Here is a 25,701-nt window from a genome sequence, read left to right on the forward strand (position 1 = left end):
CCGCGCGTTGGACGGCATTCTGAGCGACGATGTATGTCATTGCAAAATAGTGCAATTCATCGATCGGCGCCGGGCTACCGCCGGCGAAGGGCCGAATGCGCGATGCGCGCGATCTTGGCTACCCATTCTCTGCTGGAGGAATTGTGGGAGTTGCTGAATCCAAAATCCGCGAGGAGATCTGCACGGTAGGCGCGAGTCTTTACTCGCGCCGATACACAGTGGGGAGCGCCGGCAACATCAGCGCGCGCCTTGACGATGGCTGGCTGATCACACCGACCGACGCATGCCTTGGCCGACTCGATCCGAACGATATCGCCAAAGTGGGCTGCGACGGGCAGCACCTATCAGGCGGGCGTCCGTCCAAAACGCTCGCGCTTCACCGCAGGATCTACGAGAACTCACCGGAAACGCGCGGAGTCGTCCACACGCATTCGACGAATCTGGTCGCGCTCACATTGTCTGGCGTCTGGAGCACCGACGACATCATCCCGCCGATCACGCCGTACTACGTGATGAAGGTCGGCCACGTGCCGCTCATCAAATATCATCGGCCGGGTGCACCGGAGGTTGCCGATCAGATCGCCGTACTCGCGCCGGAAGTGCGCGCGGTGTTGCTCGAACGACTCGGTCCGGTGGTTTGGGAAAAGACCGTCTCGGCAGCATCGTTCGCTTTGGAAGAGCTCGAGGAAACGGCGTTGCTGTGGATGTCGCTCGCGCGCTCTGCCACGCCGCTGTCGACGGACGCCATCGGCGAGCTGCGCGATACATTTGGCGCCCGTTGGTAACGCGCACGCGTGAACTTCCCATCGTCTCCCAAAAAAAACCGAAGCGGAATAACGCCGCTTCGGCGGGCATTGCATCAAGGCGCTGTCGACAGCGCCTTTTCGAAGAAATCGACAGTGCCGAAATTGCCGGACTTCAGCGCGAGCGCCAGCGGCTCACTGCCGCTGCTCGTCGTCCAGGGCACGCCCGGGTCAATGGGTGCGCCGATGCGCAAGGCGCGGACGCCGAGCGCCTTGACGACGGAACCCGAGGTCTCTCCACCGGCAACCACCAGCTTGCGCACGCCATGGTGTACAACCAGCTCGCTCGCGAGCGTGGCCAATGCGCGTTCCATCAGCGCGCCGGCAACATCCGCACCGAGCTTCTCCTGTGCGGCTCTTACAACGTCGGGCGCCGCGCTTCCGTAGATGAGCACGGGCCCGCCGGAGAGCCGCTCGGCACACCAGGCGACAGCGTCTTCGATTTGCCTGTCGCCCTCGGCAAGCTGCAGCGCGTCGAGCCGAAATGCCGGGCGCGAACGCTTCCAGTGTTCCACCTGGGCGTTTGTCGCCACTGAGCAGCTTCCCGAGAGAATCACGCCCGCCCCCACGACGTTCGGAAGATCCGACGCCGCCGATACGGACGCCGTCAATTTGACGGCTCGCCGGAAATTCTCCGGCAGGCCCATGGCGATGCCCGACCCTCCGGTCACGAGTGGATGGCCCGACAACGCGGCGCCGATACTAATCAGATCGCGATCGGCTACCGCATCGACGATGGCATATCGCGCGCCTTCGCTGCGCAGCGAATCGAACGCCGCCGCGATCGCATCCGGTCCACGAGAAACGGCGTCGAGCTTGATCGCCCCCACTTTGCGCCGGGTTTGCGATTGCAATACACGCACCAGGTTGGAATCCGTCATCGGGGTGAGCGGGTGGTTCCGCATGCCGGATTCGCTGAGCAACACATCGCCGACGAAGAGGTGGCTCCTGTAAATCGTCCTGCCGTTCTCTGGAAACGCTGGACAGGCAACTGTGAGGTCGACGCCGAGCGCATCGGCCAGCGCATCGGCGACCGGGCCGATATTGCCCTTCGGCGTCGAGTCGAAAGTAGAGCAATACTTGAAGAAGAACTGCTCGCAGCCGGCATTTCTGAGCCAGTCCAGCGCCGAGAGCGACTCACGTACCGCATCCTGCGGCTCGACTGTTCGCGTTTTCAATGCGATGACGATCGCGTCCGCATCGGGTACCTCTGCCGGCGCGGGGACACCGATCGTCTGCACGGTGCGCATGCCGCCGCGCACCAGCGTGCTGGCCAGATCGGTGCCGCCCGTGAAATCATCGGCAATACAGCCGAGTAGTGGTCTGCTCAATGCCATACTCCCAATGGAATTACACCGCGCCGTCGATAAAGCCGAACAAGCGACTGGCGTTATCAGCGTAGCATGAATGCGAGAATACTTGCTGCATACGCGCGACGCCCTCTCGCGAATCAGAGAGCTCCTTGAACCTTAGGACTGCGAGCCGATCGCAGTCGAATCACCGTGCCTATGAAAATCGATCAATCAGTCATCTCCGCCTTCGCGCCGACGGGCAAGCTGCGCGCCTCGATCAACGTCGGCAATCCGATTCTTGCAAACGAGGACGCTGAGACGGGCGAGCCGTTCGGCGTCTCGATCGACCTTGCACGCGAGTTCGCGAGACGGCTGGGCGTCGAGCTGGAATTGGTTGTGTTCGATGCGGCGGGCAAATCGGTGCAAGCCGTGAGCGAGGAGCGCGCCGATTTCGGATTCTTCGCGATCGATCCGCTGCGCGGCGAAACGATTGCGTTTACGGCGCCCTACGTATTGATCGAAGGCTTCTATCTCGTCCGTGACGGTTCTCCCATCAAAACCAATCAGGGTGTCGACCGACCGGATATCAGAGTCGCCGTCGGCAAGGGAAGCGCTTATGACCTCTTCCTCACGCGCGAACTGAAGGCGGCGCAAATCGTGCGAGCGCCCACGTCGCCAGCGGTCGTACAGACGTTCTTGGAGCAAGGTTTGGACGTGGCCGCGGGCGTCAAGCAGCAGCTCGAAGCCGACGCACGTAAGACCGGCGGGCTTCATCTGCTCGACGAGCGGTTCATGGTCATTCGACAAGCGATGGGTACACCCAAGAGCCGCGGCGAGGCGGCGGCGGGCGTGCTCTCTCAGTTCGTCGAGGAAATGACAACCTCGGGCTTCGTTGCGGACGCATTGCGGCGGCATGGGAGCGTCGGCGCCACCGTTGCCAGCTTCACCTGAAATTTCGCCTTTCAGCGATTCGGATGCGGACACCCGCCGGCGCATCGCGCACGCGCCTCGGGCCAGTCAAAGGCGTGTTGCGTCACAGTTGCGTCTAAAGTCGGGTGCCGGGCTCGCGCGCGTCATTTGAGCCCGCCCGCGAAGCCGCGCAGCAGATAGCGCTGCACGTACCCGGCCACAGCCAGCGTCGGCAGCGACGCCATCAAGCCCGCGCTCATCAGGTCGCCCCAGTCGATGCCGTTCTCGGTCACGTAGCTCGCGATCGCGAGCGGCAGCGTGAAGCGACTCGGCGTGGAGACGAACAAAAGCGCCAACAGGAACTCGTTCCACGCGGCGATGAACACGAAGACGGCGGTCGCGATCAACCCCGGCCCGCAGAGCGGCAGCACGATCTGCACGAGGCGCCGGGCCAGCCCCGCCCCGTCGATGCATGAGGCTTCCTCGTATTCGTGGGGCACCTCGCGCACGAACGCGAGCAGCATCCAGATCGCCATCGGCAGTGCGTAGATCTGATACCCGAGCATCAGGCCGACCAACGAATCGAGCAGATGCAGACGCTTGGCGAGCGCGAACAGCGGCACTGCGATCGTGATCGGAGGCATTAACTTCAACGCAAGCACGAACATGAGAAAGAGCACGTCCAGACGCGCGGGGAAACGCAACCGCACGAGCGCATAGGCGGCCGGAAACGCGAGCGACAGCGCGAGCAGCGTCGTGCCGGCGCCAACCAGCAGCGAGTTGAACACCTGCGCGCCGATGCCACTCCCCCACACCGACGCAAAATGTTCGAATGTCGGCGCGGCTGGCCACAATCGCAGCGGATGATCGAGACGCTCCAGCGTCGGCATGAACGCGGCGCCTGCCATCCACACGCAAGGCAGCAACAGCAAGGCCAGCGCCGCGCCGCGGAGCAACCAGGTCGTCGCCCGACCGAGCACGGCGCGGCCGGCCCGCGCGCGATGCTGGGCCGCCGCGCCGTTGCGCGTCAGTTGCGCCGTTTTCGAACTGTTTGCCATACGTATCCGGAGACCAGCGCCGCGCACGCCGCAAGCATCAGCACTGACGCGGCGCTCGCCGGCCCGACGTTGAAGAAGCGGAACCCGGTGTCGTAGATGTAGGTCGACAGCGTCTGCGTCGCGTTGCCGGGGCCGCCGCCCGTCAACGCATAGACCTTGTCGAAAAGCTTGAACGTATCGATCGAGCGCAGCAGCAACGCGAGCCCGATCTGCGGCGCGGCGAGTGGCAGCGTAATGTCGCGCAGGCACTGCCATTCGCTTGCGCCATCCGTGCGCGCGGCTTCGTGAAGCTCCTCTGGAATCGACTGCAAGCCGGCGAGTACGATCAGGAATGCCATCGGCGTCCATTGCCAGATGTCGACGAGCATCAGCGACCACAGCGCCAGATGGGGATCCGAGAGCCACTGCACGCCGGGAAGACCCGCTATCGCGAGCAGCGCGTTCAGGAACCCGTGAAAGTTGAGCCAGTTGCGCCAGATCGCCGAACAGACGAGCGTCGACAGCATCATCGGCAGGATGGCGAGCGGCAGCGCGAGCTTACGCCCCGGGAAGGCGCGCACGAACAGTAGCGCGAGGCCGGAGCCGAGCGCAACCTCGGCGAGCGACGCCACGATGCTGAAGCGCAACGTGTTGCCGAAGCCGATCGTGAACGCATCGTCGGCAAGCACGGCGCGGTAGTTCGAAAGGCCGACGAAGACGCGCCGGCCCGCCGCGTAGTCGACGCGGCAAAATGAGTCGATCAGGACCTGCGCGACCGGATAGAGCGCGAGCACGGCAAGCAGGACGATCGATGGCCCGAGCAGTGCGACGAACGGCAGGCCGCGACCGAAGGCCTTCATCGGTGGCGTCCCGTCGAGCGTGCGGCGGCGGTCACTTGCCCGCCGCGGCCATCGCTTGCGTAATCTTTTGCTGCGCCTGCCGCAGTGCGTCGTCCGGTGAGGCTTGGCCGGTCAGCGCGAGCTGCAATTGATCGCCAAGGATGCTCTCGATCTGCTGCCAGTCCTTCACGCGCGGCCGCGCACGGCCCGCTTCGAGCGCCTTCAACTGATCGGGATACCAGCGGTACTGGCGCACGAGCGCGACATCCTCGTACACGCTCTTGCGAGTCGGCGGAATGCCGAGCGCGGCCAAGCGCGTCTGCGTCTCGCGCGTGCTCAGGTACGCGAGGAAGTCCTGTGCAAGCTTTGCGTGCGGCGCGTCCTTCGGAATCGCCATTTGCCAGATGCCGAGCATCGGCGCGGGGCCGGCGGTCTGCCCCGGCGGCGCCTGCAGCGCGATCTGGCCAGCCACGCGCGATTGCTTCGGATCGTCGAGCGCGGGAATCCACGCCGGCCAAACTTCGATTGCCTGCGCGGCGACGCCGCGCTGCAATGCGTCGCGCACCTCGGCCGCGCCGTAGACGTCGACATCCTGCGGCGCGGACGCCTTCAGCGCGAGGAACGTCTTGAGCGCCGCCTGCGCTTCGCGCGAATCGATCGTGACGTTGCCCGAGCGGTCGAGCACGTCGCCACCGTACGCCCACAGAATCGGCAAAAAGCCCGTTACGATCGGATTGCCCTTCGTGCCGCGGAAGACCACGCCCGACACGCTCTTGTCCGCGCCCCCGACGGTTCTCGCAATCTTCAACACGTCGTCCCAATTACGCGGCGGCTGCAGGTTGTATTTGGCGAGCAGGTCCTTCCGGTACGCGAACATCTCAACGTTGCCGACGATCGGCAGCGCGAACAGCTCGCCCGATGCGTTGCGTCCGAGCGCGACCGTGGAGGGGATCAGATCCGCGTCCGCGAGCGACGCCGGCAGCGGCTTCAGCCAGCCATTACCGATGAATTCGGGCGACCAGATGTCGTCCATCATCACGACATCATATGCACCGGTGCCCTCGCGCATCGACAGCTTGAGCTTCTGATAGAGATTCGCGTTCGGCAGCTTCAGCACCTCGATCTCGGTGCCTGGATGCAGCTTCGTGAAGCCGGCGACGGCTTCGGCGATGCCCTTGCCGTAGATGTCGTCGCGCCCGGCGATGACGAGGTCCGCGGCGACGGCATGCGACGCGGCAATAGAAACAGCAAGGGCGGCGGACAGCGCGCGCAGGCGGTTAAGCAGAGTCATGGTCTCTCTCACGATAGGCGCGACGTTGCATACGTGTGCAACGCGGATTGTAGCCTGGGCGGCCAAAACGACCGTCATTGTTAACGCCGATCGTTAAGGATTTATGGCAGGCGGCGGTACGGTAGGCGGCGCTGCCTGTGCCGTGAGAATTGACCGGTGATCATCGTCGATCGCATTCATTGCACTGATGCTCGGCCAACCGGAACCAAGGGTAAACGCCCACGACGGCGATCCTTCCAAATAGTTGGCATACGGAGTATATTTCCATCACCGCGACGTATGCCAGCCAGAGGAAGACATCGTGCAATTTCATTTCAACGGTTTTTGTGCCGGCGATCCATCGATCGAGCCCGCCTTCAGCACCTCGCAGTCTGCGCAGATGCCCGATACGGTCGATGTGCTTATCGTCGGAAGCGGCCCCGCCGGACTGGTACTCGCCGCGCAACTGTCGCAATTCCCATCGATCAATACGCGCATCGTAGAGCGTCGTGATGGACCACTGCTGATGGGACAAGCAGACGGTGTAGCGTGCCGTACCGTCGAAATGTTTCAGGCGTTTGGCCTCAGTGAACGCTTGCTGAAAGAAGCCTACTGGGTCAATGAAACGGTATTCTGGCGACCCGATGCAAACGATCGCGAAGCGATCAGCCGTGCCGGCCGCGTTCAAGACACCGAAACAGGCCTTTCAGAATTTCCGCACGTTATCGTCAATCAGGCCCGGATACAGGAATATCTCCTCGACGTAATGCGCCGCTCCGCGCGGCGGCTGGAGCCGGACTATGGTTTGGAAGTCGTGGAGGTTCAGCGCGACGATAGCCATGAGTATCCGGTGCGCGTCACGTTGCGGCGTACCCACCCCACTCGGTCTGATGAGGTCGCCGTGCGCGCGCGCTATGTCGTCGGTTGCGACGGCGCGCGCAGCCGTGTGCGCGCGGCGATCGGGCTGCGGCGTACCCACCCCACTCGGTCTGATGAGGTCGCCGTGCGCGCGCGCTATGTCGTCGGTTGCGACGGCGCGCGCAGCCGTGTGCGCGCGGCGATCGGGCAAACGCTTCGCGGCGATGCAGCCAATCATGCATGGGGCGTCATGGACGTTCTTGCCGTCACAGACTTCCCCGACATCCGGCTGAAAGCGGCCATCCAGTCTGCCAGCAACGGCAATCTGCTCGTCATTCCGCGCGAAGGTGGGTATCTCGTGCGCTTCTACGTCGATCTAGGGGAGGTCACGGCGGAGAACCGCGACAGCATCAGACAGATCACAGCCGATCGCATCATCGCGACGGCCCAGCGAATCCTCCGTCCCTATTCGCTCGAAGTGAAAGAGGTGGCATGGTTTTCGGTTTATGAGGTAGGGCAGCGCCTCACCGATCGCTTTGACGACGCCATTGCGGCGGATGGCACTGCCCGGGAACCTCGTGTGTTCATCGCCGGCGATGCCTGTCATACGCATAGTGCGAAAGCGGGCCAAGGCATGAACGTTTCCATGCAGGACGGATTCAACCTAGGCTGGAAGCTCGCCGCGGTGCTGGATGAGCGCAGCGACGTCAACCTGTTGCGCACGTATTCGGACGAGCGCCAGCCCATTGCACAGGAACTGATCGATTTCGACAAGGAATGGTCGGCGATGATGGCTGCTCCGCCGAAAGATCCTGCCCGAGCAGAAGCGAGCGGCGTCGATCCCGCAGATTTGCAGGCGTATTTCATTCGAGCGGGTCGCTATACAGCAGGTATCGCAACACGTTACCGGCCTGGCATACTAACCGGCGAAGCCACGCACCAGGCGCTGGCAAAGGGCTTTTCGATCGGGACGCGTTTCCATTCGTTGCCGGTCATCCGGCTCGCGGATGCAAAGCCAATGCACCTCGGACACGTTGCGCAAGCAGACGGCCGCTGGCATTTGTACGCGTTCTCGGACGCGAATCGTAGCATGCTGCACGCTCTATGCGAGCACCTCGCGACATCCGCGGAATCAGTATTGCGACTCGTCACCCCGGTGGGCGCGGATGTCGACAGCGTGCTCGACCTGCGGGCCGTGCTGCAACAACCGCATCGGGAAGTACGTCTGGAAGATCTGCCGAAGCTTTTGCTGCCGCGCAAAGGCCGCTATGGTCTGACCGACTATGAGAAAGCCTTTACTAGCGACGCGGGCATTGATATCTTCAACGAACGCGAAATCGACCGCGAGCGCGGCGCGCTGGTTGTGGTCCGCCCTGACCAGTACGTCGCGCACATTCTGCCTCTGGACGCCTACGCAGAGCTCACCGCTTTCTTCCGTCCGATATTCCGTATGCAGTGACACACCTCGAGACTTCGAAATTGCCGATCAAGAACGACAATGCAAAAGCACTCGCCAAGTTCACGGGGAGTCTCGTGCGTCGCGCGCAACAGCGTCACGTAGCGCTATGGCTCGAGGAAGTATCCACCGAGATCACGAGCGTCCAGTACGCGGCACTTGAAGTCTTGCAACAAACATCCGGTGTGAATCAGCGTCAGCTTGGCGATGAGCTCGATGTGGACCGTTCGACTATCGCCGATCTTGTCGCACGTATGGTCCGCAATGGACTGATCGAGCGTTCCGACGATCCCGTCGACAAGCGCAGTTACGTGCTGTTTCTCACAGCAGAAGGCAAAAGACAGTTAGCCGCGCTACGCCCGCGTGTCGAAACAGTGGAGCGTATCCTCACTGCACGGCTGAGCCCCCGGGAGCGTATCGAGCTGCGCCGGCTACTTTCCGCATTGCTGCAGGAGCGGACATAGTGTGTGGCCTTTCTCCATTTAGCAAGCGCCTCTTGACTTGAGATGGGGGCGCTCCGTTGATCAACTGCAACTCGCGGCAACGAGCGCTTTCAATCGATATCTTCGAGCTAGCTTCAACTGGTCGCCGGGGCGTCCCGCGCATCGGACGCGCCAATACGTTCCGTCCAACGCCCCAAGACGAAAAGCGCTAGTGCGCCACCCAGCGCCGGGGCCGCGATTGTGGCAAACAGCGTCTGCCCTTGCCCGAATTCCGCCATCATGAATGCGCCGGCCATCGATCCGACGATCGAGCCAATCCTCCCGCTGGCCACTGCCCAGCTGACACCTGTCGCTCTCGCCGATGTCGGATAACTGATGGCTGCCAGCAGGTTCAACCCGTTCTGGCCGCCCGCTACGCCGAAGCCGACGAGAAAGACCGCGGCGCTCGCCCAAACTTGGTCGGCCAGCAAAAAGCCAACCGCCGTCAGAGCTATGGCAGCGCCCAGGTACATGACAAATAGCACCCTATGCGGATTCAGGCGATCCATCAGGATGGCTGCGATGACGCCACCGAAAATGCCGCCCACTGGCAAGAGCGTACTGATGCGAGCCGCGGTCGAGATACCATAGCCTGCGTCTTTCAGGACGCTCGGCAACCAGCTCGTCAGCAGATAAATAACGAACATTGAACCGAAAAAGGCGCCCCAAAGCAGCAAAGTGCGCGGCGCCTGCCCCTCGACAAACAGTCGCGAGACCGGTGACCGGTCGTTCGCCGCTGACTCCGCTTTGACAAACGTCACTTTCTGCCAGTCGGTCGTACCAGTCATCTTCGCGACTACACTCAAAAGCGCTCCCCTATATCGCGACCGGCCGACCATGAAACGAACAGACTCAGGAAGCAGCCACGCGAGCAGTGGCAAGAGCAGCAGCGGCACGAACGCACCGATCAGCAAGAGCACTCGCCATCCAAATACCGGAATGACGTGACTGGCTACCTCGCCGCTGAGCGCCAATCCGAAGGCAAAGCCGCTGGAACTCAGCGTGACCATCAGCATGCGACACCGCGCCGGCGAATATTCGGAGCTCAGCGTAATACAGGTTGGCATGGCCCCACCCAAGCCAACGCCTGTGACAAAGCGTAGCGCGATGAACATGCCGATCGACTTCGAAGCGGCCGTAGCCAGCGTAGCCAATGCGAAAACGAGCACCGACAGCAGCAGCACCTTTTTTCGCCCGTATGTGTCAGCCAGTGGTCCTAACAAGAAACTGCCGCACATGAGACCAAGCAGCCCAGCACCGAAGGCGGGCGACAATTGGCTCGCCGCCAAACCCCATTCTCCCCGCAACGACGGTGCGATGTACCCGACCACGGCCGTATCGAAGCCATCCACGAGTACAACCAGGAAACACATCGTCAATATGACGATCTGAAAGCGCGACACCTTTACGGTGTCAATGATTGCGCCGATATCAGCGGTTCTGCCGTTCATTTGTCGCTTCTCCATGTCACCTTCCCATACCTCAGAAAAAGTGCCGAATACCGATCATGACACCCGTTTGATTGACACCTGCCATCGGCAAAGAGGAAGTGCCGGCAGTACCTCCATCGACCGTAAAAATACCTTTGCTTTGATTGAAGACTCGCCCGGCAGTGACGTACACCGAACTGCGTTTCGAAAGGAAATACATCGCGCGCGCGGCGATGACAGAAGCGCCAACGGCGTGTGCTGTCACATTCAATTTGCCAAACTGAGCGTCCAGAGCCACTTCCGGAACGACTAAATATGAAGCGCCAAGCCACCAATAGTTGCTATTCACGTCGTAAACCCCAGGTGTCTGCAAGCCATGATTGATTCGATGAAGAAACCCCGCACCCACCGTCACGCTACCGAGCTTCACATAGCCGTCTGCAACACTGCGCGTGTCTGTTTGAGAACTACTGGGCAATGGTGACCCACTGCCGGCACCGCCGTAATTCCGGTCCACGGCCACCGCCACGCCCCACCTTGCCGCTTCATATTTCAACATTGCGGATAGTGCCTTGCAGGCGCGCCAGTCAGTCGGCGACTGGCCCGCGCATCCCCCGGCGGCTGCAGGCGCGACTGAGTCGCGGCCAAACGAAAAAGCCACACCGAATGAAAGCCCCGACGACGAAAAAATGTAGGCGATCGAATTGTCCACGCGAGGGGCGCCAGCCAGGTAAGGATCGAGCAGGCCGGCGCTATATATATTGGGTGCTAATGTATCCCCGGGTATCCCCCAGAAAATCTGCGAATATTGGCGCCCAAGAGACAGCGTCCCCCAGCGCCCCGAGAGCCCGACGAAAGCTTGTCGACCGAACAAACGGCCACTTTGGTTCAAGGTGCCCTGTTGAGGAGCGAATCCTGATTCCAGTACAAAAAGAGCTTTTAGTCCTCCACCAAGGTCCTCGCTTCCGCGGATTCCCCATCTCGAAGGAAGCGTTCCCGTAAGCGTCGGCACCAGCGCTGCGTTCGACTTCTGTTTACCTATATTTGTCACATATTCGATGCCGGTGTCGATAATCCCGTATAACGTCACATTTGGCTGAGCCAAGGCCGCTCTCGAGATGAACATCGTCATCAATATAAAAATGACCCTAACGAAATGACTTGCCCACCTCCGCCACCATCCAAGCGTCCTCATCCATTGTCTCCGAATATAGTTCTAGCTTCATAAAAGAATTTATAGTTTATTAATATTTATAGTTATCGACACACAAATGGAAATCTCCGGCGCCCTCCCTCCCACAGTGCTCAGTTACGCGAAGTAACCTGAGGCGAGCTGTCATATAAATTTGAAATCATGACCGATTGAGATATAAAATTTGACGCGATATTTATGCGGCTGATTCTCACACAAATTCATACCCGCAGACAGTTTTGTTGAACTACCTTGATTAGCACTCCTAAACTAATAAACGATCGGCACCTTGCCCGTTGCGAACGGGCTTAGGCGATCTCTGCCAGCGGCATGGAAGCGTCCACTAGAGCTTCGGGACGAGCTTCCAGTCCATTCATAACGAGTCTGCGTCCTTGAACGTAGTCCTTGACGGAATTGACGCAATCAAGCGCGACAACTCGCCCCTGCTTCAGGTACACCACCGAGAAGGATCCACTTGCACGTTCACCGCGTACTACAGCCAGATCGTGTCCGCTGGACAGACCCACCGTCTGCAACTTGAGATCGTATTGATTCGACCAGAACCAGGGAACCGCGTTGTACTCCGTCGGTCTTCCCGCAATCGAATTTGCAGCGGTATTGGCCATGTCGACCGCGTTTTGCACTGACTCGAGGCGAATGTCGGCATTGCCTGCAAAGCGGCTCTCGTGTAAAGCACAGTCACCGATCGCATAGACGTCGGGCAGCGATGTTCGACAGTACCCGTCCACTTTTACACCGTTTCCGCCCTCCGCACCTGCAGCGAGTAGGGGCTCGACCGCCGGAACGATGCCGATTCCAACAACGACCATTTCCACCGGAAGTATCTCGTCGTCAACGAGACGCACTCCAGTGACACGTCCGTCGCTACCGACAAAAGAAGCGACGCCTGTGCCTAGACGTATCTCAACGCCGCGCGCCCGATGTACGGACTCATAAAAGCGCGACAGCGGTTCACCGGCCACGCGGGCGAGAACCCGATCGAGCGCTTCGACTATGACCACTCGCTTACCCAGCTTCGTCAATGCTGCAGCGGCTTCGAGTCCGATATAGCCACCGCCGACCACGGCGACGCGCTCGACACGCGTTAGCTCACCGAGCATGCGGTCGATATCGGCGCGCGTACGCACCGTGTGTACACCGCCCAGGTCGAAACCGTGGCAAGTCAGCTGCCGAGGGACACCACCCGTCGCCCAAACCAAAGTGCGGTAGCCGATTCGCGCACCGCCGGCAGTTGTCACCGCATGCGCGTCGGGGTCGACATCGACGACGCGCTGCCCGAGCAACATAGTCACTCTTCGCTCGCGCCAGAAGTGCGGAGGGCGGATAAGCAGTCGTTCGAACTCCTTCGCACCCAACAGATACTCCTTGGAAAGCGGCGGGCGTTCGTACGGCAACTCCGGTTCCGCGCCCAGAATGGCAATGGAACCCTCAACGTGCGCTTGTCGAAGCGCGATTGCAGTTTGTGCACCACCGTGCCCGGCACCGACGATCAGAATGTCATAACACCTCATTTTTCCCTCTGCTAAGCAGCCTCGCCGAACCCGAGATAGTTGCGGCGATCCGGCTCGCGTCTCGACTTTCCGTATGGCACTTCGCGCTTCCCACGGGCTTCAGCCCTCCGGGGCAACGGTCGCCCCGAGGCCATCGAGATCGCTCGTGAGCACGATTTGGCAGGACAGTCTCGAATGTTCGTTGCGATGAGTCGACGTATCGAGAAGAGCTGACTCGTCGTCAGATATTGGCGGCAGTCGATTTTGAAACGCTGGATCGATATAAACGTGGCACGTGGCGCACGATAGACAACCGCCACATAGTGCAAGAATTTCGTCCGCGCCCGATGCCCGAATGGCCTCCATGAGGGAGACGCCACCAGGCGACTCAACGGAAATTGCACACCCCTGCCTGGTCGTCAACGTAAATTTCAAGACTGTGCCTCCTTCAGATCATTTCCACACGTTCATCGCACTTCCTCGCGATCCGTTGTGCACTACGGCATCGGTCCGAGAAAGGAGCCGGACTACAGCTCCCAATTGCCTGGAAACTGTTTAGTCGATACGGCTCTGATTCTGTAGTCGGTCGGGCGGGCGACCGACTACGCAAAGCCGCCGTTGCCTTCATACGTTGTTTGAAATCCCGACGTAGATGTTTCCGTCCGCCAATTCGACGGCGAATGTCTCGAGGTGCATGATGCTGTCGCAACCTACTGTCTCGCCGGTCGCTGTATTGAACCTTAGGAAGTGCCACGGACAGACGACCTCGCCATCAACGACGCGTCCGAACTTCAATGGCCCTTGCATATGCGGGCACCGGCTATCGAACGCAACGATTTTGCCGTGCGCGGCCGCCCTGGCAAGCGCTATCGTGCGGCCGTTAATGCCGCGCGTGATGATCGACCCGTCATTCGGAATCTCGGTTTCTGCACAAGCGAGCACATACCCCTGTGAGACCCAATCAATACCCTGCATGGTCAGCCTCCGATATGCGGCTGTTGGGACTTGTCGCGCACAAGCCCATAAGTCGCTGGATGAACGCCGCCGCAGTGGGGGCATGTCCTCTTTTCCTCCGTGGCATTGAAATCGGCGACCCAAACTTCGGCACTGTCGAGAAGACGATCGAAACCTCGCGGACCGATAGCGAACGACTGACGCCCCAGTGCGGTTCCGCAGCGGGGACAAGGGCAATCTATTTCCGCATGGGCGGGCTTGCCAATTGCGCCGCCGACAGCGAGCATGGTGTATTGCCCATTTTGATTGGGCAGGTCCAGCCAGATCGCATCGCAATCGAACGACAGCCAATAACCCATGACGTTCTCAACGGTGAATGCCCTCCCTGACGCGATCTTGTGCATCACGGCGCCTTCATCATTGGAGACGATGACGGCGACTCTATTCTGATGTCGTTCGAGCAGTTGGAACTTGGGATCGCCTGGTGCGTTCGCACCAGTCCAGATTGCATACTGCCCCCGCTGCTGCCAGCCTACGGTCGTGTCTGCGAAAAGTCGCGCAAACGACATGTCCGGAGCCGGAATACGCGAGGCTGAGGGAACGTAGCCGCGGCTCACCATTGCAACCTCGCAGCCCTCTCTTCGGGACGGTCCGCAGGCTGCATCGCCGAATAGCCCAAAGGGTTTTTGTGTCCGCAATCCGGGCAGACCTGGTGCTTGGGGCTCGCATTGAATTCACGCACTGCGGCGAGCTCAGCGCCCCAGAATTTCCTAAAATCTTCGCCTGTCCTGCACTCGCGCATGAAGAGCAGCGTCAGGCACTTTTCGCAATACCACGCAAAACGATCAGTCTCCCGGCCAGTGGGCTTGCCCATGACGACGACGAGCCGACCTGGTTGATCGCCTTCGGGAGGAAGCGTGATGATAATTTCATCTTTGTCATTGATGTGCCAGTACCCAAACACGTGCTGCGCGTGGTGCGGCGTACCGGCTCGCGTGACGTGAATGGAGAAGGGGGTGCGCGGCACTTCCACGAGCCCGCTCGGCCCGATTTCGAAGTTCTTGCGTGTCTCCACGAGTCCGATCGGGCTCGATTTCCCCTGACCAATATCTTCGAGCGATCGATTTTCGACAAGACGAATCCCGACCACGTTGTCGCCAACATCCTTGAAACCAAAAAATTGCTTGACCAACGTGTCTTGAAAGTAATTCCAGTCCCTCTCGATGGACTCCAAGGGCTCGTCTATGTACAGATCTGAATAGATCATGTTGCACCTCCTCCTATGAACCACGGCATCCCAACGGAAGACGATCACCGGCAAATAAGACAACCGCCTATTGAACGACATCACCAGCAGCAATCCGTCCTTTCTTGATCCACCAACTATAATTAGTTTTCTAATGATATATGGTATGCATCCGTAATGTTATTGACAACACGGGTTTATACGGACCATTTTAGGAGGCCACTCGACCTTGCCTACCTTTAATACCGATTGATATGCGCATATTCGGCTTGACGATAACGTCGTTGCGCGACTTTTTGCGAGGTTGCGTCAATTTCTCGCCGGATGTCTCACGGGATGCCAAGCAGCCGGGCGACGCAGGGTCGGCGTTCGGCGACCCTACCGAATTCGCGATACTGGTCCTCTCCTATTCCATATAACCGTGTTCCCGATAGTAGCGCTCAGCACCGGGATGAAGCGGTGCCCCGACACCCTGCCACATCACATAGGGATCGATGGGATAGGTCATTGCTGCAATGTCAGACGGCTGGTGCCGATAACGCGCCTCCAGTTCGGCACGCTGTTCGACCATGATAGAGGTCACCAGGAAGGCAAGTTCTTCGTCCATGTCCTCGCGCACCAAGATCGCCCAATTCGACCAGTCCAGGCATGCCACATCTTCAGACGCCCGCAGATAGCCCTTGGGAAGAATTCCCGGCCGCAAGCCATACTTTTGGGTGAGCGCTTCCAGCGCGGGCGCCTCGTACGATAGGAATCGCATCGGCACTTGCTCAACCAGCTCGCGCCATTGCGGAACAACGATTGCCTCATTTATCACGGCATTCGCTTGCCCCTTCGTCACGAACGGTACGCAGATCCGAGGGAAATCATGTTCGACCCACTCGCCGCCCCACGCTTCAACTTCGATGCCATGCTCTTCGAGAACCCTATCGATCACCCACATCATGAGGTTATCAGGCGTGCGAAAACCACTCGCAAGCTTGAGGGGGAACTTGCGATCGCGCAGGTCCTGGAAAGAGCTAATGCCAGTGTCTTCTCGAATCGCGAAGACGAGTCGATCGTTTTGAGGAAGCCAGCCCAACGACCGGATGGCGGGTGCTGCGCCGTCACCCGCAAAGTAGTGGCTGCCGGCGATGGCCCATTCCGGTGTCAGGTTATATGGAGTCGTAATGGTGAGATCGACCTCCCGGCTCACGAGCGCGCGAATGTTATCGCCATAGCCAGTTCCGGTTTTGATCCAGAACGTCGAGCCTGGTTCGGACTGCCAGCGCAGGTGCGCCAGTATCCATCCCGCGATGGCATGAAAGTTCGCGTTGCCCCAGTCTGCCATGGCCTTGAAGTCGACCTTTGGGCCGGTGACTTTCTCTCCTCGCTGCGTTTGTCCCATTCCTGCAAATCCTCCTATGTCATGTTGGTAGAGGCGCTGGCCGTCTTCGGCTCTTAAAACTGGGCGTCGATCCAAAAGGCACATTGACCTACGCCTCACTGACAGTATATACGTACTGTTAAAACTGACAAGCATCGAGGCAATTGCGAACAAAGGCGTAACATTGCGCCCTCCACCGCCTCTCGGCGCCTCTTGACATGTAACAGCGCCCCGGCGAACATTCGGCCGCGTCAGCGCCGGGCAGACAAATACGGTCCACGCATGTCTTGCGGACTGCACTGGAGCGACCATGCGGTCCCGCTCTGCTAGTCCCCACGAACTCTATCGGAGGTGTAGCGAATGGCCCATGACGAGAAGACTCTCCGTAGCGAGCGGAAAGAGGCCACACGTGAGCAGATTTTGATTGCAGCGACCAGGTTGCTAGCGCAACATGGCTACGCCGCGCTACGGGTCGCCGCTGTAGCGCAAGAGGCAGGTATCTCCCTCGGTGGCTACCTCCATCACTTTGCGAGCAAGGAATCTCTCGTCGTTGCCGTGCTCGAGCGCCTGTCTACACACGTAATGGACATGGCGAAGCGGGACGCCGCACAGGACACTGGCAAGGAAGATGTCCTTGTGCTGATTGCGAACAGCGCGCAACGCTTCTATTCGACGCCCGAATTTCTCATTTACCTTGATATATTCCTGTCGACCCGCCGTCACACATTCGTCGGCGACACGGCCATTACACTCGCGGCGTCGCAGCGCACGGCAATTGAGGCGCTCTGGCTGCCTCATTTGACGGCGCGCGGCATCGACGCCGATGATGCCATTCTGGTAATCCGTGCACTGTGGGGGTTGGCTCGGGGCCTTGCCATTTCTTCGTCCCGTGAAGACGTGAAGACGGGCCCATCCGCAACAATGACCTTGGTCATCGCCGCAATACGAGCATCGCACTTCTGTGAGAGCGTTTCGCACAAAGATGGAGAACAAACGCGGGCCTCAATCAGTGACCAGAAAAATTCAACCAAGGCGGCCCGCCCCCTTCGGACGGAAGAGCGCCACGCCTCGCGTCCCCCGCGTAGCCGAAAGAATTGAGCAGCGAGCCAATCGTTACCGCAATCGACATGCGTGAGTTCTCTTGCTGATGGATGACGAAGGCCCAACCGCGGCACTGACTGACGCGAGCCCCGGCCCCGCTCAGCCGGCAGTTTGTTTTTGGCTTTGTGCTTGCAAAAGGTCCAGGGCAACATCGACGATCATGTCCTCCTGCCCCCCGACCATTCTTCGGCGCCCCAATTCGACGAGAATATCGACAGTCTCGAGGCCATATCGCTTCGCGGCAGTCTCCGCATGACGCAGGAAGCTCGAATAGACGCCCGCGTAGCCCAGCGCCAACGTCTCACGGTCAACGCGCACGGGCCGGTCCTGCAATGGGCGGACGATATCGTCAGCCGCATTCATGAGCGCCATCAGATTACAGTCATGGACCCACCCGAGACGCTCCGCGGCAGCAATGAAAACTTCCAGTGGCGCGTTGCCGGCACCGGCGCCCATGCCGGCGAGGGACGCGTCGATACGATCGCAGCCTTCTTCCACGGCGACGATCGAGTTCGCGACGCCCAGGCTCAAGTTGTGATGTGCGTGTATTCCTGTTTGCGTGTGAGGTCTCAACACCTGCTTTAACGCACGAAAACGCTCGCGCACGTCATTCATGCTGAGTGCGCCCCCAGAGTCGACCACGTAGACGCACGTTGCGCCATACGACTCCATCTTCAACGCCTCCTGCGCCAATCGGTCGGGGGTCGTCATGTGACTCATCATCAGGAACCCGACCGTATCCATCCCCAGGGCGCGAGCCGTCTCGATGTGCTGACGCGATACGTCGGCCTCAGTACAGTGCGTGGCAATCCGCACGGTTCGGGCGCCGGCCGCAAACGCGTTGCGCAAATCGCGCACGGTTCCGATACCCGGCAGCAACAGCGTCGCGACCCGGGCGTGTTCCACGACATTGGCGACCGCCTCGATCCATTCGAGATCCGAGTGGGCGCCGAATCCGTAGTTGAAGCTCGATCCCGCTAACCCGTCGCCATGGGCTACCTCAATGGAATCGACGCGCGCGGCATCCAAGGCCTTGGCAATCTGCACCGCCTGGGCAACGCTGTACTGATGCCGCACAGCATGACTTCCGTCACGCAGGGTGACGTCCGAGACATAAAGTTTCTTGTTCACGTTTGCTCCGTCACTCGACAACGAGCGCCAAGGCCTGCGATTCGGCACACGCCAACGCCGCAGAAGTCATGATGTCGAGATTGCCGGCGTATTCCGGCAAATAGTGCGCCGCTCCCCGCACTTCCAGCAGCACGGTGGTTTTTAGTCCACGGATGCGACCCGCTCCCGGCAGTGCGACCTCTGCTTGTTCGAATTGCACCTCTTGCTTGAGGCGATAGCCGGGCACGTACCCCTGAACTTTCTCGACCATTGCGCCAATGCTGTCCGCCACCTGTCGCTCGTCCGCTTGTTCACTCAATGTGAACACCGTGTCGCGCATCATCAGCGGCGGTTCCGCCGGGTTGAGAATAATGATCGCTTTACCGCATTGCGCGCCTCCCACGACCTCGATCGCGCGCGCCGTGGTTTGGGTAAATTCGTCGATGTTCGCGCGCGTTCCGGGTCCTGCGGAACGGCTGGCGATAGACGCGACGATCTCGCCATAGTGCACCCGTACCACTTTCGATACGGCGGCTATGACCGGGATGGTCGCTTGGCCACCGCATGTGACCATATTGATGTTCTTCGTGCCACGATGAGCCTCTCCATTGACGACCGGCACCACATAAGGTCCGATCGCGGCGGGTGTGAGGTCGATCACCTGTACACCGGAATTCTCCAGGAGGCTCGCATGCTGACGGTGCGCCGCTGCCGATGTCGCGTCGAATACGAGACTGATTTCCTCGAAGACGGGCATGCGCATCAACCCTTCGATCCCGTCGGCCGTCGTCGCAACACCGAGGCGTGCCGCTCGTGCCAACCCTTCGGAAGCTGGATCCACGCCCGCCATCGCCGCCATTTCGACGCGACTGCCCTGACGCATCACCTTGATCATCAGATCCGTGCCAATGTTGCCCGATCCGATAATCGCGACCTTTAACTTTCGATTCACGCGGCTACTCCTTCTGGGTCGATTTCGGTACGCCACCGACGCCCCAATGGGCCGCCGGCACTTCTTGAATAATTACGCGCACCGACTCACGCGGCGCACCGAGCGCTTCAACCGCAGCCTCTGTCAAATGGTCGATTAGCGCCGCCTTCGCGTTGATCGTTCGTCCCTCAATCAACGTAACCTGTATCAATGGCATGCGATCGACTCCTATTCAGCCGTATTGAATTCGACAGAACCGAGCCCTTGCATTTCGCAACGGACGTGCATCCCTGGCGCGAGGGCCTCGGCGGCCGTCGCACCGCCGGCCATCACAATCCAGCCAGCCTGCAATGGCTCCCTGGCGGCGGCGGCAAGCCGCGCCGCCGCAACGAGCGAGCGTAATGGATGCCCCATGATTCCGGCTGTACTGCCGATTTGTCGCGCCTGACCGTCGATGCTCAGCACGAGGCCCAGATTCGAAAAGTCGCGCCGCGAATCGGCCCAGGGACCAATCACATAACCGGACGACGAAGCGTTGTCGGCAATGACGTCCGTCAGCGAGAACTTGAAGTTTTCATAACGGGAATCAATCAATTCGAGAGCCGGCGCAATGCCCGCAACCGCATCCAGTGCCTCGACCAGACTGACGCAAGCCCCAAGCGGTTTGGCCAATAGAAATGCGAGCTCAGGCTCGACGCGCGGATGCACGTAGCGCGAGAGCGAAACAGTGCTGCATTCCTCGAGTGCCATTTCCTCGGTCAAGCGCCCCCAGATAACGTCATGCACTCCCATCTGTGCCATCTTGGCTCGGCTCGTAAAACCCATTTTGACGCCGCTGCGTCGGTCTCCGCGGTTCAATCGTCGCGCAACGGAAGCAGCCTGTATCGCGTAGGCGTCGGACGTCGTCAGTCCTTCGAGGTCACCGAATTGCGCAATCGCACAGGCACTACGAGCGGCGTCGTCTAAACGTTGCGCGAGCATGGCAATGCGTTCGTTCATTTGTTGTCTCCGAATACGGCACGCACGGAACCCAAACCATCGATGCGTGCTTCGAATATGTCGCCAGGCCGAACCTCGACCATAGGACCGAGTGCGCCCGTCAGAACCACGTCTCCGGCCATCAGCGGCCTGTTGCGCGATGCCATAGTGTTGGCGAGCCATACCGCGGCATTCATTGGATGGCCAAGACAAGCGGCGCCGGCGCCCACCGATACTTGTTCTCCGCGTCGCTCCATCACCATGCCGGCCAGCCGCAAATCGAGCCCGGACAACGACACAGGCATGCTGCCGAGCACGAACGCAGAACTCGACGCATTGTCGGCGACGGTGTCGATGAAGCGAATATTCCAATCGGCAATGCGGCTGCCGACAACTTCGATGGCTGGCAGCACGAAAGCAGTCGCGCGGAGCATATCAGCGACCGTTACCCCGGGTTGGGGCAAATCCCGCTCGAGCACAAGCGCAATCTCCGCTTCAACTTTCGGCTGCATCAAGCGCATCCATGCGATGGGCTCCCCTTCCTGGAAAGCCATGTTGTCGAACAACATCCCGAAGTCGGGTTGATCCACGCCGAGTTGCTGCTGTACGCTGCGTGCAGTCAGTCCGACCTTGCGACCGATCAGCCGTGCGCCGCTCTCAAGTTGACGGCGTGTGTTGATCTCTTGCACGGCATAGGCATCGTCACCGTCGAATTGCGGGTACGTTTCACGCAGCGGTGCGATCGCCTGGCCGGTGCGAGCAGCCTGCGCCAACGCATCGGCCGCGGCCAAATGGGCTTGAGCATTCATGCTTGCGGCTCCAGCTTCAGGCACACGTTGGATAGCTCGGTGTAAAACTCGAGTGAATGCACACCACCTTCGCGCCCTATCCCGGACTTGCCCGATCCGCCAAACGCGGTGCGCAGGTCACGCAAGAACCATGTATTAACCCATACGATCCCGACCGCAAGCTTTGCGCTGACGCGATGCGCCCGGTTCACGTCGCTGGTGTAGATCGATGCGGCCAGACCATACGGCGTGGCGTTGGCTAAACGAATCGCCTCCTCCTCCGTATCGAACGGTTCGATATGGCAGCAAGGGCCAAAAATCTCCTCGGTCAATACGCGCGAATCGCGGGACAGCCCTGTCCAGATCGTTGGCTGTATCCATGCGCCGTCGCGCAGATGCGCTGGCATATCCGGCACGCCTCCGCCGCAGTGGACGATCGCGCCCTCTTCGTGCGCCAGCGCGTAGTAGCTGAGGACCTTGCTTTGATGCTCGCGAGAAATAAGCGGGCCGAAATTGGCTTCCGGATCCTCCGGCCCTCCCGGCTTCAGAGTCCGTGCGGCGACAGCCAATGCGTCAACGACCTTGTCAAACATCGGCCGCTCGACGTACACGCGCTCCGTCCCCAAACACACCTGCCCCGAATTTTCGAACACCGAGCGCTTCAGCCCCGCGATTGCTGCATGGATGTCGGCATCGGCAAACACGAGCGCAGGATTTTTTCCACCCAGTTCCATCGAGACCGGCTTGATCCCCTCTGCGCTCGTCTTCAGAATTGCGGCACCAGTACGCGTCTCTCCGGTGAAAGTGATCGCGTCGACGTCGGGATGACCTACAAGAAACTCGCCCGCGGAATCCGGTCCAAATCCATGGACGACGTTGTAGACGCCTGCAGGTACGCCTACCGCATTCATCACCTCCCCCAGCAGCGTCGCGGTGGCAGGCGTCTCTTCGGAAGGCTTCACCACCACCGCATTACCGCACGCGAGCGCCGGCGCAACCTTCCATGTCATCAGCAACAGCGGAAGGTTCCACGGACACACCACCGCGATGACGCCCTTTGGTCTGCGCAGTGCATAGTTGAGCGCGGGTTTTCCGTCCGGAGCCGTCCCGGTGAAGCACTCTGTCGGCACGTTGCGAACGGCGTCCGCGAACGCGCGAAAGTTCGCCGCGCCACGCGGAATGTCGAGATGCGCCGCCAGTGCTCGCGGTTTCCCCGTATCGGCTACTTCTGCCGCGATAAAGTCGTCCTTGCGGCAATCGATTTCGGCGGCAACGGCGTACAGCAAATCGCAACGCTGAACGAGCGTCAAGTTGCCCCATGCGCCAGAAAGAGCGCCGCGTGCGGCTCGAACGGCATCATCCACGTCCTCTTTGCCGGCTTCGCTCACCTGCATCAAAAGTCTGCCTGTGCAGGGATCGATATTTGGAAAGCGCTTGCCTGCCGTGCCTTCCCGATAGCCACCGTTGACGAAATTCAGGATCATTGCTACTTCCCTCTAGAGTTCTGGGTCGCATGCTGTGAGGTAGTCCCACATGCGTTCAAAAATTTGGCCGGATGCAGTCGCGCGGCGGCCGCATTCTGCTTCGCCGAGAACTGCGGATGCCTGCTCCAGGCCTGCTCCCAGAATCGCAAGCTCGACGCGAGCCGCATCCTCGAGGTACCAGCAGAGCACAACCGCTCTCATCAGCGAATCGGCGGCGATCACCGCACCGTTTCCGCGCATAACGACGGCTGTTTCGTCGCCAAGCGTCTGGGCCAATGATTTCGCCGCGACATCGTCACGCAACAACTGCGGGTCATCCCAGAGCGCCGCACCGCGGCGAAAGTAGGAACCGAAGCCGTGACGAGGCCGCGGTGTGCGGTGCGCCGTACTCAACGCCATCACCGCGGGCGGCATGATCCGAGCGACCGCACGTACGTCCGGTCGCCGTGCGTATATCTGCTGGTGAACTCTCACTTCGCCGAGTACCCCTTCGGGAAGTGGTCCCGTCACTGCAACGATCGTCCCTGTTTCCCCGGCGCGGATAAGTGCCATGGGCCGCGCCGCGCAAACGAGGAAGCGATTGGGGTCGAGGCGCACGCTAACATGCCCATATGCATGCACAAGCCCATGCCGAGCGAGGGCACGAGCCGCGACGCGAAGCTCCGTTTCCACGTCCATTGTCATGTTCTAAATTCCGCAATGTCTGGTTCAGAACCCCACATGCAAAAGGAGCTGTTGATTCTCGGAAACTGGCGTGGCTGATAAAACGGCTCAGCGCCTGCCGTGATATGGCGCACTCCGGTGGAATATTCATACACCATGCCGTCCGGCCCCTCAAAGTACAGAAAAATGGCCCCCGATGTGGGATGTCGGCCGGGCCCGAACACGACGCGCACGCCGTTGCGTTTCAGCAAGTACCACGCGCGCATTACGTCGTCGACAGTTTCGACCTGGTGGTTGATATGCTGCACGCCAGGTTTCAATGCCGGAAAAAGCGCGACTTTGTGGTGAACTTCGTCGATCCGCAAAAGAGGCGCATCGCCTATCCTGTCGCTTACCCGCGCACCGAGGATCTCTGTCCAGAACTTTTCGTCTCGTACAGCGTTGGTCGTGCAGAGCCCGACGTGGCTAAATCCGGTGATGCCGGCATCACGCGACGGAAAATAGCGGCGCCCGCTGTGATGCGGCCTCGCAACCAGGTCGATACTGTTGCCACTAGGGTCACGGAAGTTCACGAACGCCTTCACGTGGCGCCGCTCGCACTCTTCGGCGCTTCCGGCGTGCACGTCGATTCCTGCATTGCTGAGATGGGACGCGGCGTGGTCGAGTTCGTCTGCCGTACGCAACTCGAATCCGACCACGTGATTTTGCGGATCACCGGCGAAATACACGAGCGTGTGATCTCGATCGTCGCTGCGGTAATAGCTCGTGCCGGCCTCGGTTCGTGCGACCTCCAGACCGAGGATTTTTTGCGCATACTCGTCTGCGGCAGCAAGATCTCGCGTGCCGAGCCTGACATAGCGGATATCGTGGAGCTCGATCAAGTGATAACCCTTAGAGGACTGCGTGTTGGGAACGTTGATAATGTAGGCCTCTCCGAGATATCCGTGAAATGAAAATAATGGAATCGTGATATGCGAATGCGTGATGACAACGCGCGCTCTACGCCGCATTTGGATCTCAATTTGCTTGAGCTCTTCGAGTGCGTATGGCGCACGCGCAACCTGACTGCTGCTGGGGAGCGACTCGGCCTTTCACAACCGGCAGTCAGCCGCGGTTTGGCTCGACTGCGAGATACCTACCGGGACGAACTGTTTGTGCGACATCGCCGGGGGGTCGAGCCGACCGGGTTCGCGCAGTCTCTGGCGGAACCGGTATTAACTGCATTGGCGATGGTGCGAAGGACGGTTGAAAAGCCGACGTTTTCACCGATGGATGACACGCGACGCTTTCGCGTGGCGCTGAGCGACATTGGCGAACGCTATTTCCTGCCTCGGCTCGCACAATGGTTTGCCAAGCATGCTCCGAACGTGGGCATCGATACCGTATCCGCGTCACGCGCAGAATTGCAGGTAGGCTTGGACAACGGCGACATAGATCTCGCAGTGGGATTTCTACCGGGCCTCGGCAAGCAGGTGCATGAGAGGAAGCTTTTCGAGGAGAAGTTTGTGTACATCGCCCGCGCGGGTCATCCCAGCGTCAACGGCCGTATACGCGCAAGCCAACTGCGCGACCTATCTCACGTTGTGGGTAGTCCGCAAGGGACGCGTCATGCGGCAGCTGTAGAGAAGGTGTTGACGGGAGCCGGAGTAAAAGCGGTTGTCGCGATGCGCGTCGATAGCTTTTTGACTATTGGTCCGATTGTCGCGAACAGCGATCTGGTGGCCGTTGTGCCGAGCAACCTTGCCGCACTCGTCGCGGAGCACGTCGAACTTCAACTGCTCGCTCCGCCCGTGCAATTTCCCCGCTTCGACGTGTCGATGGTCTGGCACCGGCGCTTCCACGGCGACCCTGCGGTGGGCTGGTTGCGCGAGACCTTTTTGCGGCTTTTCGGCGAATGAGTCGGGCTGTCATTACATCGATGCGTCACATCGATTGGGATGAGCTTGCGCGGTCTCCGCCCGTGGTGTTCGCGGTCGCTGCCGCTTTGTGAATGCAGCTCAT

General features: G+C 60.1%; 26 protein-coding genes. 6 read left to right on the top strand and 20 right to left on the bottom strand.

The annotated features are described in order from the left end of the window. Nucleotides 1-95 precede the first annotated feature (95 nt). On the top strand, nucleotides 96-785 hold the full coding sequence (otnC, locus tag B0G57_RS04530; protein WP_018439489.1) for a 3-oxo-tetronate 4-phosphate decarboxylase: 690 nt from the start codon (nucleotides 96-98) through the stop codon (nucleotides 783-785). Nucleotides 786-859: 74 nt separating this feature from the next. Here the strand turns inward: otnC and otnK are convergent, their stop codons facing one another. After that, entirely contained in the window at nucleotides 860-2,140 is a 1,281-nt protein-coding gene (gene otnK, locus B0G57_RS04535; protein ID WP_018439488.1) for a 3-oxo-tetronate kinase, read from the bottom strand. Between the two features lie 171 nt (nucleotides 2,141-2,311). Between otnK and B0G57_RS04540 the strand changes: the two genes are divergently transcribed. Further along, nucleotides 2,312-3,046 carry an ABC transporter substrate-binding protein gene (locus B0G57_RS04540; RefSeq protein WP_018439487.1) on the top strand — a complete coding sequence of 245 codons (735 nt, stop codon included), beginning with the start codon at nucleotides 2,312-2,314 and terminating at the stop codon, nucleotides 3,044-3,046. 122 nt (nucleotides 3,047-3,168) lie between these two features. Here the strand turns inward: B0G57_RS04540 and B0G57_RS04545 are convergent, their stop codons facing one another. The 3 genes from B0G57_RS04545 to B0G57_RS04555 are packed head-to-tail and all read right to left on the bottom strand — an operon-like array spanning nucleotide 3,169 to nucleotide 6,171. After that, nucleotides 3,169-4,062, bottom strand: a complete 894-nt coding sequence (locus B0G57_RS04545; protein WP_018439486.1) for a carbohydrate ABC transporter permease — start codon at nucleotides 4,060-4,062, stop codon at nucleotides 3,169-3,171. Further along, nucleotides 4,032-4,901 carry a carbohydrate ABC transporter permease gene (locus B0G57_RS04550; RefSeq protein WP_018439485.1) on the bottom strand — a complete coding sequence of 290 codons (870 nt, stop codon included), beginning with the start codon at nucleotides 4,899-4,901 and terminating at the stop codon, nucleotides 4,032-4,034. Before B0G57_RS04550 ends, B0G57_RS04545 begins: the two co-directional genes overlap by 31 nt. Nucleotides 4,902-4,932: 31 nt before the next feature. Next, a complete protein-coding gene (locus B0G57_RS04555) occupies nucleotides 4,933-6,171 on the bottom strand; it encodes an ABC transporter substrate-binding protein (protein ID WP_018439484.1) in 1,239 nt (412 codons plus the stop codon). A 301-nt stretch (nucleotides 6,172-6,472) separates the two neighbouring features. On the opposite strand from B0G57_RS04555, the gene B0G57_RS04560 reads away from it, so the two are divergent. Then, nucleotides 6,473-8,467: an FAD-binding monooxygenase gene (locus B0G57_RS04560; RefSeq protein WP_189595299.1), complete on the top strand. Its 1,995-nt coding sequence runs from the start codon at nucleotides 6,473-6,475 to the stop codon at nucleotides 8,465-8,467. Between the two features lie 20 nt (nucleotides 8,468-8,487). Then, on the top strand, nucleotides 8,488-8,928 hold the full coding sequence (locus tag B0G57_RS04565; RefSeq protein WP_018439480.1) for a MarR family winged helix-turn-helix transcriptional regulator: 441 nt from the start codon (nucleotides 8,488-8,490) through the stop codon (nucleotides 8,926-8,928). A 113-nt stretch (nucleotides 8,929-9,041) separates the two neighbouring features. Here the strand turns inward: B0G57_RS04565 and B0G57_RS04570 are convergent, their stop codons facing one another. The 8 genes from B0G57_RS04570 to B0G57_RS04600 form a co-directional block, all read right to left on the bottom strand. Next, nucleotides 9,042-10,412, bottom strand: a complete 1,371-nt coding sequence (locus B0G57_RS04570; protein ID WP_018439479.1) for an MFS transporter — start codon at nucleotides 10,410-10,412, stop codon at nucleotides 9,042-9,044. A gap of 16 nt (nucleotides 10,413-10,428) precedes the next feature. Next, nucleotides 10,429-11,571: a porin gene (locus B0G57_RS04575; protein ID WP_083925514.1), complete on the bottom strand. Its 1,143-nt coding sequence runs from the start codon at nucleotides 11,569-11,571 to the stop codon at nucleotides 10,429-10,431. A gap of 305 nt (nucleotides 11,572-11,876) precedes the next feature. Beyond that, on the bottom strand, nucleotides 11,877-13,100 hold the full coding sequence (locus B0G57_RS04580; RefSeq protein WP_026229455.1) for an NAD(P)/FAD-dependent oxidoreductase: 1,224 nt from the start codon (nucleotides 13,098-13,100) through the stop codon (nucleotides 11,877-11,879). Nucleotides 13,101-13,199: 99 nt separating this feature from the next. Further along, entirely contained in the window at nucleotides 13,200-13,514 is a 315-nt protein-coding gene (locus B0G57_RS04585; RefSeq protein WP_317615633.1) for a 2Fe-2S iron-sulfur cluster-binding protein, read from the bottom strand. A 189-nt stretch (nucleotides 13,515-13,703) separates the two neighbouring features. Further along, the gene (locus B0G57_RS04590; RefSeq protein ID WP_158256599.1) at nucleotides 13,704-14,054 is read right to left on the bottom strand and encodes a Rieske (2Fe-2S) protein; all 351 of its coding nucleotides are present in this window, start codon (nucleotides 14,052-14,054) and stop codon (nucleotides 13,704-13,706) included. A 2-nt stretch (nucleotides 14,055-14,056) separates the two neighbouring features. Then, entirely contained in the window at nucleotides 14,057-14,653 is a 597-nt protein-coding gene (locus B0G57_RS30805) for a hypothetical protein (RefSeq protein ID WP_020566052.1), read from the bottom strand. Next, the gene (locus tag B0G57_RS04595; RefSeq protein WP_146013311.1) at nucleotides 14,647-15,300 is read right to left on the bottom strand and encodes a cupin domain-containing protein; all 654 of its coding nucleotides are present in this window, start codon (nucleotides 15,298-15,300) and stop codon (nucleotides 14,647-14,649) included. Before B0G57_RS04595 ends, B0G57_RS30805 begins: the two co-directional genes overlap by 7 nt. Nucleotides 15,301-15,685: 385 nt before the next feature. After that, nucleotides 15,686-16,666: a TAXI family TRAP transporter solute-binding subunit gene (locus B0G57_RS04600; RefSeq protein ID WP_018439471.1), complete on the bottom strand. Its 981-nt coding sequence runs from the start codon at nucleotides 16,664-16,666 to the stop codon at nucleotides 15,686-15,688. A 339-nt stretch (nucleotides 16,667-17,005) separates the two neighbouring features. On the opposite strand from B0G57_RS04600, the gene B0G57_RS04605 reads away from it, so the two are divergent. Continuing rightward, on the top strand, nucleotides 17,006-17,743 hold the full coding sequence (locus B0G57_RS04605) for a TetR/AcrR family transcriptional regulator (protein ID WP_018439470.1): 738 nt from the start codon (nucleotides 17,006-17,008) through the stop codon (nucleotides 17,741-17,743). A gap of 102 nt (nucleotides 17,744-17,845) precedes the next feature. On the opposite strand, the gene dmpG is transcribed toward B0G57_RS04605, so the two are convergent. From dmpG to B0G57_RS04645, 8 genes are read right to left on the bottom strand one after another with little or no spacing between them, the layout of a single operon-like run. Then, nucleotides 17,846-18,877, bottom strand: a complete 1,032-nt coding sequence (gene dmpG / locus B0G57_RS04610; RefSeq protein ID WP_020566051.1) for a 4-hydroxy-2-oxovalerate aldolase — start codon at nucleotides 18,875-18,877, stop codon at nucleotides 17,846-17,848. Nucleotides 18,878-18,887: 10 nt separating this feature from the next. Further along, nucleotides 18,888-19,808: an acetaldehyde dehydrogenase (acetylating) gene (locus B0G57_RS04615; RefSeq protein ID WP_018439468.1), complete on the bottom strand. Its 921-nt coding sequence runs from the start codon at nucleotides 19,806-19,808 to the stop codon at nucleotides 18,888-18,890. Nucleotides 19,809-19,812: 4 nt separating this feature from the next. Next, a complete protein-coding gene (locus B0G57_RS04620; protein ID WP_018439467.1) occupies nucleotides 19,813-20,004 on the bottom strand; it encodes a 4-oxalocrotonate tautomerase in 192 nt (63 codons plus the stop codon). An 11-nt stretch (nucleotides 20,005-20,015) separates the two neighbouring features. Next, nucleotides 20,016-20,786: a 2-keto-4-pentenoate hydratase gene (locus B0G57_RS04625; RefSeq protein ID WP_018439466.1), complete on the bottom strand. Its 771-nt coding sequence runs from the start codon at nucleotides 20,784-20,786 to the stop codon at nucleotides 20,016-20,018. Then, the gene (gene mhpD, locus B0G57_RS04630; protein WP_018439465.1) at nucleotides 20,783-21,574 is read right to left on the bottom strand and encodes a 2-keto-4-pentenoate hydratase; all 792 of its coding nucleotides are present in this window, start codon (nucleotides 21,572-21,574) and stop codon (nucleotides 20,783-20,785) included. The genes B0G57_RS04625 and mhpD overlap by 4 nt, the downstream gene beginning before the upstream one ends. After that, nucleotides 21,571-23,037 (bottom strand): 2-hydroxymuconic semialdehyde dehydrogenase, encoded by a 1,467-nt coding sequence (locus B0G57_RS04635; RefSeq protein WP_018439464.1) that lies wholly within the window; start codon nucleotides 23,035-23,037, stop codon nucleotides 21,571-21,573. Before B0G57_RS04635 ends, mhpD begins: the two co-directional genes overlap by 4 nt. A 12-nt stretch (nucleotides 23,038-23,049) precedes the next feature. Further along, the gene (locus tag B0G57_RS04640) at nucleotides 23,050-23,721 is read right to left on the bottom strand and encodes a class II aldolase/adducin family protein (RefSeq protein ID WP_026229454.1); all 672 of its coding nucleotides are present in this window, start codon (nucleotides 23,719-23,721) and stop codon (nucleotides 23,050-23,052) included. Continuing rightward, nucleotides 23,718-24,581, bottom strand: a complete 864-nt coding sequence (locus B0G57_RS04645; protein WP_026229453.1) for a VOC family protein — start codon at nucleotides 24,579-24,581, stop codon at nucleotides 23,718-23,720. The genes B0G57_RS04640 and B0G57_RS04645 overlap by 4 nt, the downstream gene beginning before the upstream one ends. 90 nt (nucleotides 24,582-24,671) lie before the next feature. Between B0G57_RS04645 and B0G57_RS04650 the strand changes: the two genes are divergently transcribed. Beyond that, nucleotides 24,672-25,598, top strand: a complete 927-nt coding sequence (locus B0G57_RS04650; RefSeq protein WP_051089975.1) for a LysR family transcriptional regulator — start codon at nucleotides 24,672-24,674, stop codon at nucleotides 25,596-25,598. The last annotated feature ends 103 nt before the right edge of the window (nucleotides 25,599-25,701 follow it).

It is taken from the genome of Trinickia symbiotica, from assembly GCF_002934455.1.
Classification (GTDB): domain Bacteria; phylum Pseudomonadota; class Gammaproteobacteria; order Burkholderiales; family Burkholderiaceae; genus Trinickia; species Trinickia symbiotica.